Source organism: Listeria valentina (assembly GCF_011800755.1).
GTDB classification, from domain to species: Bacteria; Bacillota; Bacilli; order Lactobacillales; family Listeriaceae; genus Listeria; species Listeria valentina.
Window position 1 is genome coordinate 1 of the sequence record NZ_JAATJW010000094.1, and the last position, 5,835, is coordinate 5,835.

Here is a 5,835-nt window from a genome sequence, read left to right on the forward strand (position 1 = left end):
TGTATAAGCTAACAACAAACACAACATTTTCATTTTCCCCTATAAAATGAAAATCCCAAAACTCCCTTTTTTGACCGATGTGGTTTCCTCCCTTTTTCCATACTGGTTTTTTTGTGTGGAAAAACTTTTTTGAAGTGATTCTATGTGTTTTGGATATTTATATGGAAGCATAAGTTAGAGAAGTGGCTTCATTTTTAGAAATAAGGTACAAAAAGGCAGAAAGTCACGCTAAAAAACAAGCGAGAAAGGCTTTACTTTTCTAAAGCGATGGAGTAGATATTTTAAATAAACAGCCGGCGCAAATTACTTCAACAGAATGGGGGATATTATGAATGAAACTCTTTCATATTTAGGAGAAAACCGTGTTTATTTAACTTTGAAAGATATCATGGAATTTGTTGCTTTACTGGCAACGATTATTGCTGTTATTTCAATCTGGATTGGGATCAACCAACTTAAAATAATGCGCGATGAAAAAAATGTTAACGAAAAAAGAATGCTGACGGAGTACTCGATTAAAGTCTTGGGGATTTTTGCGAGTACACTTATTCCAGCGATAAGCGTTTATTATGCGAAAACGAAAGAAGGAAAAGCTAACTTAGATAAAAATGTGCCAGATCGCGAGGGATATAGCAAAAATAGGTTTAAGATGCAGAACAAGAGAAAGCTCGATCAACATCAATTAACGGAAATCGTTTTATGCGGGAAGTATGATTGTGGCAACATTTTAAATGTCTTTGAACACACTTGTGTATATATAACGAATGATTTAGTAGATGAGGATATCGTTTATCCCCTGTCCACCATGTGCTTTTGGAATTTGTTGAATCGAATGCTATTTTTCTGGCTTATTTAAAATCAGAAGACATTCCCTATAAAAATTTAATTTACACGTATTATAGATGGAAAAAACGTTCAAAAATGGAAGCTTAAACTCGTATTTTCAATTTTAGAGTGCTATAATTTTTAAAGGAAGGAGATGTTTTAAATGGTTGAACAACTTCTTGCAACACCAATTGAAGAATTGCAAAAAGAAGCAGAAAGAATTGCAGAAGAGGTCAGACAGCAGCTGTATTCAGATCCAGATGGATTGTTTAAATGGAATTAAAAATCGGGTCAAAAGGTTTTTGGGACATGTCCCAAAAACCTTTTTTATGGTTCAAAATGATAAGGAAGGCTTGGAAATGAAAGCTTTCCCCCGAAAATACGTTTTTCTCCAAAAGGGTTTTATTTAGCTTTTAAAAGCTTTATACTGGATGTAATGAAAAGGAGGCCGGCTGCGATGATGGAAGAAGCTCGTGCAGTTTTGCAACAACAGTTTGGATATGCAACTTTTAGAGCAGGGCAGGAAGATGTGATCGCGCATTTGCTTCGTCACGAGGATTCGCTCGCTGTCATGCCAACTGGTGGCGGTAAATCGCTTTGTTATCAGATTCCGGCGCTTATTTTTGACGGATTGACGATTGTTGTTTCGCCGCTTATTTCGCTCATGAAGGACCAAGTGGATGCGCTTCAGGCAGCAGGGATTGGGGCGACGTTTATCAATAGTTCGCTTACGATGCGCGAAACGAATGAGCGACTGAATTTGATTCGTTCCGGAAGTGGCGTCAAACTTTTATATATTGCCCCTGAACGGCTTGAGGCTGCTGGGTTTAAAGAACTTTTGCAAGAAGTGGAAGTGTCGCTTTTTGCGATTGATGAGGCTCACTGTATTTCACAGTGGGGGCATGATTTTCGCCCAAGTTACCTGCGGCTGTGTGAGCATTTGAATGAGATGCCTAATCGGCCGCTTGTCGTTGCTCTCACAGCAACGGCAACTCCGGCTGTCGCAGATGACATCTGTAAGTTGCTCCGAATTCGGAAGGGAAATCGCGTGCAAACGGGATTTTCCAGGGAGAACCTGGCATTCCAAGTGGTCAAAGGCCAAGATAAGGATCGCTTTTTGACTGACTATCTGCGAAAAAATGAAGCGGAATCCGGGATTGTCTATGCGGCTACCCGCAAGGAAGTCGAGCGCATCGAAGCGATGCTCGTGAAATCGGGCATCAAAGCGGCGAAGTATCATGCGGGACTCTCGGATAGCTTTCGGGAAGAGACACAGGAAGCTTTTCTTTATGATGATGTTCAAGTGATTGTCGCGACTAATGCCTTTGGAATGGGGATTGATAAGTCGAATGTGCGCTTTGTGATTCATTATAATTTGCCGCGGAATATGGAAGCTTATTATCAGGAAGCGGGTAGGGCTGGTCGGGATGGCCTCGCGAGTGATTGTATCTTGCTTTTTTCACCGCAAGATGCACATTTGCAGCATTATTTAATTGAACAATCGGAACTACCGGAAGACCGTAAGGAAAATGAATTTCGTAAATTGCGAGAAATGACGGGGTATGGCTACACGGAAATTTGTTTGCAAAAATATATCGTGCAGTATTTTGGCGAGGAATGTGAAAACTGCGGGAAGTGTAGCAACTGCCTGGATACTCGTGCCGAAACGGATGTGACGATTCTAGCGCAGCAAGTTTTTTCTTGCATCAAGCGAATGGGCGAACGATTTGGTAAAGTCATGGTGGCTAAGGTGCTCACAGGCTCTAAAGATCAAAAAGTGAAGCAGTGGCATTTTGAAACGCTGAGCACACATGGTTTGATGGAGGATCAGTCACAAAAGGACGTTTTGCAATTGATTGAGTATTTAACGGCTGAAAAATTTTTAGCAGCGGCGGATGGACAGTTTCCGTCTCTTCATTTAACTGCCAAAGCCGTGCAAGTGCTTCGCGGCGCGGAAAAAGTGATGCGAAAAGAAGCGGCTGAGGCAACTCGGATTGCTGTAGATGTGGATGCAGGGCTATTTGAACTACTGCGCGAAAAACGGCGTGAACTGGCAGAGCGAGATCATGTGCCACCGTATGTGATTTTTTCAGATGAAACGCTGCGCGAAATGTGTCGCTATTTGCCGCAAAATGAAGAAGAAATGTTGCGAATTAAAGGCGTTGGAGCTGTGAAATTGGAAAAATATGGTATGCTCTTCTTACAAATTTTACAAAATGAAAAGCTTGAACAAGATTGAAACAAAGAGAGGTTTAAAAATGACGAAAACACTTGTACTTGCAGAGAAACCTTCTGTTGGAAAAGATATTGCTCGCGTGCTAGGTGCTAAAGGCGGCGGGAAAAATGGATTTTTGGAAGGTTCAAATTATGTGGTCACTTGGGCGCTTGGCCATTTGATTACGCTTGCGGATCCTGAACAATATGACCAAAAATATAAATCGTGGGACTTGAATGATTTGCCGATTTTACCGGATCGGATGAAACTCGTGCCTATTCGTGACACACGAAAACAATACGAAACGGTAAAAAAATTATTAAATCGTAGCGATATTGCTGATATTGTGATTGCAACGGATGCTGGGCGTGAAGGGGAACTTGTTGCGCGCTGGATTCTCGACTATGCGAAAGTAAAAAAACCCGTGAAGCGGCTTTGGATTTCTTCTGTGACGGATAAGGCGATTCGGGAAGGGTTCAAAAAACTTCGTCCGGGTAGAGATTATGAGGATTTGTATCATTCCGCGGTTGCGCGTTCTGTTGCGGATTGGGTCGTGGGTATTAATGCGACTCGGGCGCTCACAACGAAATATAACGCACAGCTTTCTTGTGGTCGTGTGCAAACGCCAACCCTTGCGATGCTACTAAATCGTGAGAAGGAAATTCAAAGTTTCCAGCCTAAAGAATTTTACACGCTTACGGCGGTCACGGAAAAAGGAAATTTTGCTTGGAAAGAAGGGCAGACTTTCGACAAGCAAAAAGCAGAGGCGATCGAACGAGAATTGCGCGGAAAAGATGCGTTAATCGAGTCGGTTTCTGTGAAGGAAAAGAAAACTTTTTCACCGGGACTCTATGATCTGACGGAACTGCAACGGGATGCCAATAAACGTTATGATTTCTCGGCGAAAGAAACGCTTGCCGCGATGCAGACACTTTATGAGCGCCACAAAGCGTTAACGTATCCACGAACGGATTCACGCTATTTATCGGATGACATTGTGCCTACGCTAAAAGAGCGACTTGAAGCTTGTGGTCGCGGTGAATTTGCGAAACCCGCCCGTCAAATTTTGAATAAGGGAATTAAAGCGAATGCTTCGTTTGTGGATAATCGAAAAGTAAGCGATCACCATGCGATTATCCCGACAGAAGAAAGTGTTTCCTTAGCTGATTTATCAGATCGCGAGCGAAAAATTTATGAACTCGTTGTGAAGCGCTTTTTAGCGGTGCTTTCCGAGCCATATATTTATGAAGAAACGCGAGCGGAAGCGAAAATTGGGAATCAAAACTTCGAGCTTAAAGGGAAAGTGGTAAAATCGCTTGGCTGGAAAGCTGTTTACGGGAAAGATGAGGAAGCGGACCTTGTGATGAAGGTGAAAAAAGGCGACCAAATCCCTGTGCGCGCTGTAAATCTCAATACTGGAAAGACGAAACCGCCTGCGCGCTTTAACGAAGCGACGCTACTTTCTGCGATGGAAAATCCGGCGAAATATATGGATTCTAAGGATAAGGAGCTTGCGAAGACGCTTGGCGAAACGGGAGGACTTGGAACGGTTGCCACCCGCGCGGATATTATTGATAAGTTATTCAACAGCTTTTTGATCGAGAAACAAGGAAAAGAGCTGCACATCACTTCGAAGGGAAAACAATTGCTTGAGCTAGTTCCAGTCGATTTGAAGTCCCCAGAATTAACAGCCAAGTGGGAGCAGAAGCTGGCTCGAATTGAAAAGGGGAAACTAAAGGAGCAAGCCTTTACTGGCGAAATGCGTGAATACGCCAAAAAAGCGGTTCTTGAAATCAAACAAAACGAAAAGAAATTTAAGCATGACAATGTAACTGCGCAAAAATGCCCGGATTGCGGCAAGTTGATGCTTAAAGTGAAAGGAAAACGTGGCACGATGCTCGTTTGCCAGGACCGGGAATGTGGGCACCGCGAGCCACTTGCGAAACTGACAAATGCGCGTTGTCCGAATTGCCATCGCAAATTAGAACTGCGAGGTCAGGGGGATAAGCAGATATTCGTTTGCTCGACTTGTGGCCATCGCGAAAAACTTTCGGCGTTTGAAGCGCGTCGCGGCAAGGAGAAAAAAGGAAAAGTTTCCAAGCGCGATGTGGCGAATTACATGAAAAAGCAAAATCAATCGGAAGAGGAGCCATTTAATAATCCAATGGCAGAGGCGCTTGCGAAGTTGAAATTAGATAAGTAACAAGGAAGAAGCTGCTGGTTCTAAATCAGCAGCTTCTTTTGCGTCTTGTGATAGATACTTGTTAATGGGATAATGGGATAACCTAGAATTCATTCTATGCTATAATTTATGAAAGGACTTTTAACAATCTTAGAATGAGAGAAAGGAATGACCACAAATACAGGATGAAAAAAATATGGAATTATAATAGTGTGAGAATAGTTGTTGTCTTCGTATTAACAACCATATTAGTGTACGAATCAGGGTATTTATACTTAATGAACGGTGCAATGTTTTGGTTCGCTATTTTATCCTTTGGCTTATACATACTATTCTTTTTATTGCCATACAGCGGTATATTTATTGTTCAAAAGAAGTGGAGCTCCAAATTTGGGCTTATATTTATAATAGTGTTGATTTTGTTACATACAGGAATGATAGCTTTATATACAGACCCCTATATTTATTTAGATGAAGGTGGGGTCAGTAAAGCAAAATTTAATCAATTATTTAGATGGATTTCTATCATTTCAGGAGTGTTGCTACTTATTATCTATGGATGGAAGTTTCGAGAAACGAGAAGTAAAGTAAAATAAGAATGGAAGAGTCTTGG

General features: G+C 41.9%; 3 protein-coding genes. All 3 read left to right on the plus strand.

Annotated features, from left to right (window positions below):
• Window positions 1–328: 328 nt before the first annotated feature.
• Window positions 329–856 (plus strand): hypothetical protein, encoded by a 528-nt coding sequence (locus HCK02_RS13050; RefSeq protein WP_167630537.1) that lies wholly within the window; start codon window positions 329–331, stop codon window positions 854–856.
• Between the two features lie 426 nt (window positions 857–1,282).
• Window positions 1,283–3,064 (plus strand): DNA helicase RecQ, encoded by a 1,782-nt coding sequence (recQ, locus tag HCK02_RS13055; protein WP_167630538.1) that lies wholly within the window; start codon window positions 1,283–1,285, stop codon window positions 3,062–3,064.
• Window positions 3,065–3,083: 19 nt separating this feature from the next.
• On the plus strand, window positions 3,084–5,243 hold the full coding sequence (locus tag HCK02_RS13060; protein ID WP_167630539.1) for a DNA topoisomerase III: 2,160 nt from the start codon (window positions 3,084–3,086) through the stop codon (window positions 5,241–5,243).
• Window positions 5,244–5,835 lie beyond the last annotated feature (592 nt).

What these genes read in the sequence shown, in the direction of transcription:
- HCK02_RS13050 (WP_167630537.1), top strand. Translation starts at nt 329, where the DNA reads ATGAATGAAACTCTTTCATATTTAGGAGAAAACCGTGTTTATTTAACT.
- recQ (WP_167630538.1), top strand. Translation starts at nt 1,283, where the DNA reads ATGATGGAAGAAGCTCGTGCAGTTTTGCAACAACAGTTTGGATATGCA.
- HCK02_RS13060 (WP_167630539.1), top strand. Translation starts at nt 3,084, where the DNA reads ATGACGAAAACACTTGTACTTGCAGAGAAACCTTCTGTTGGAAAAGAT.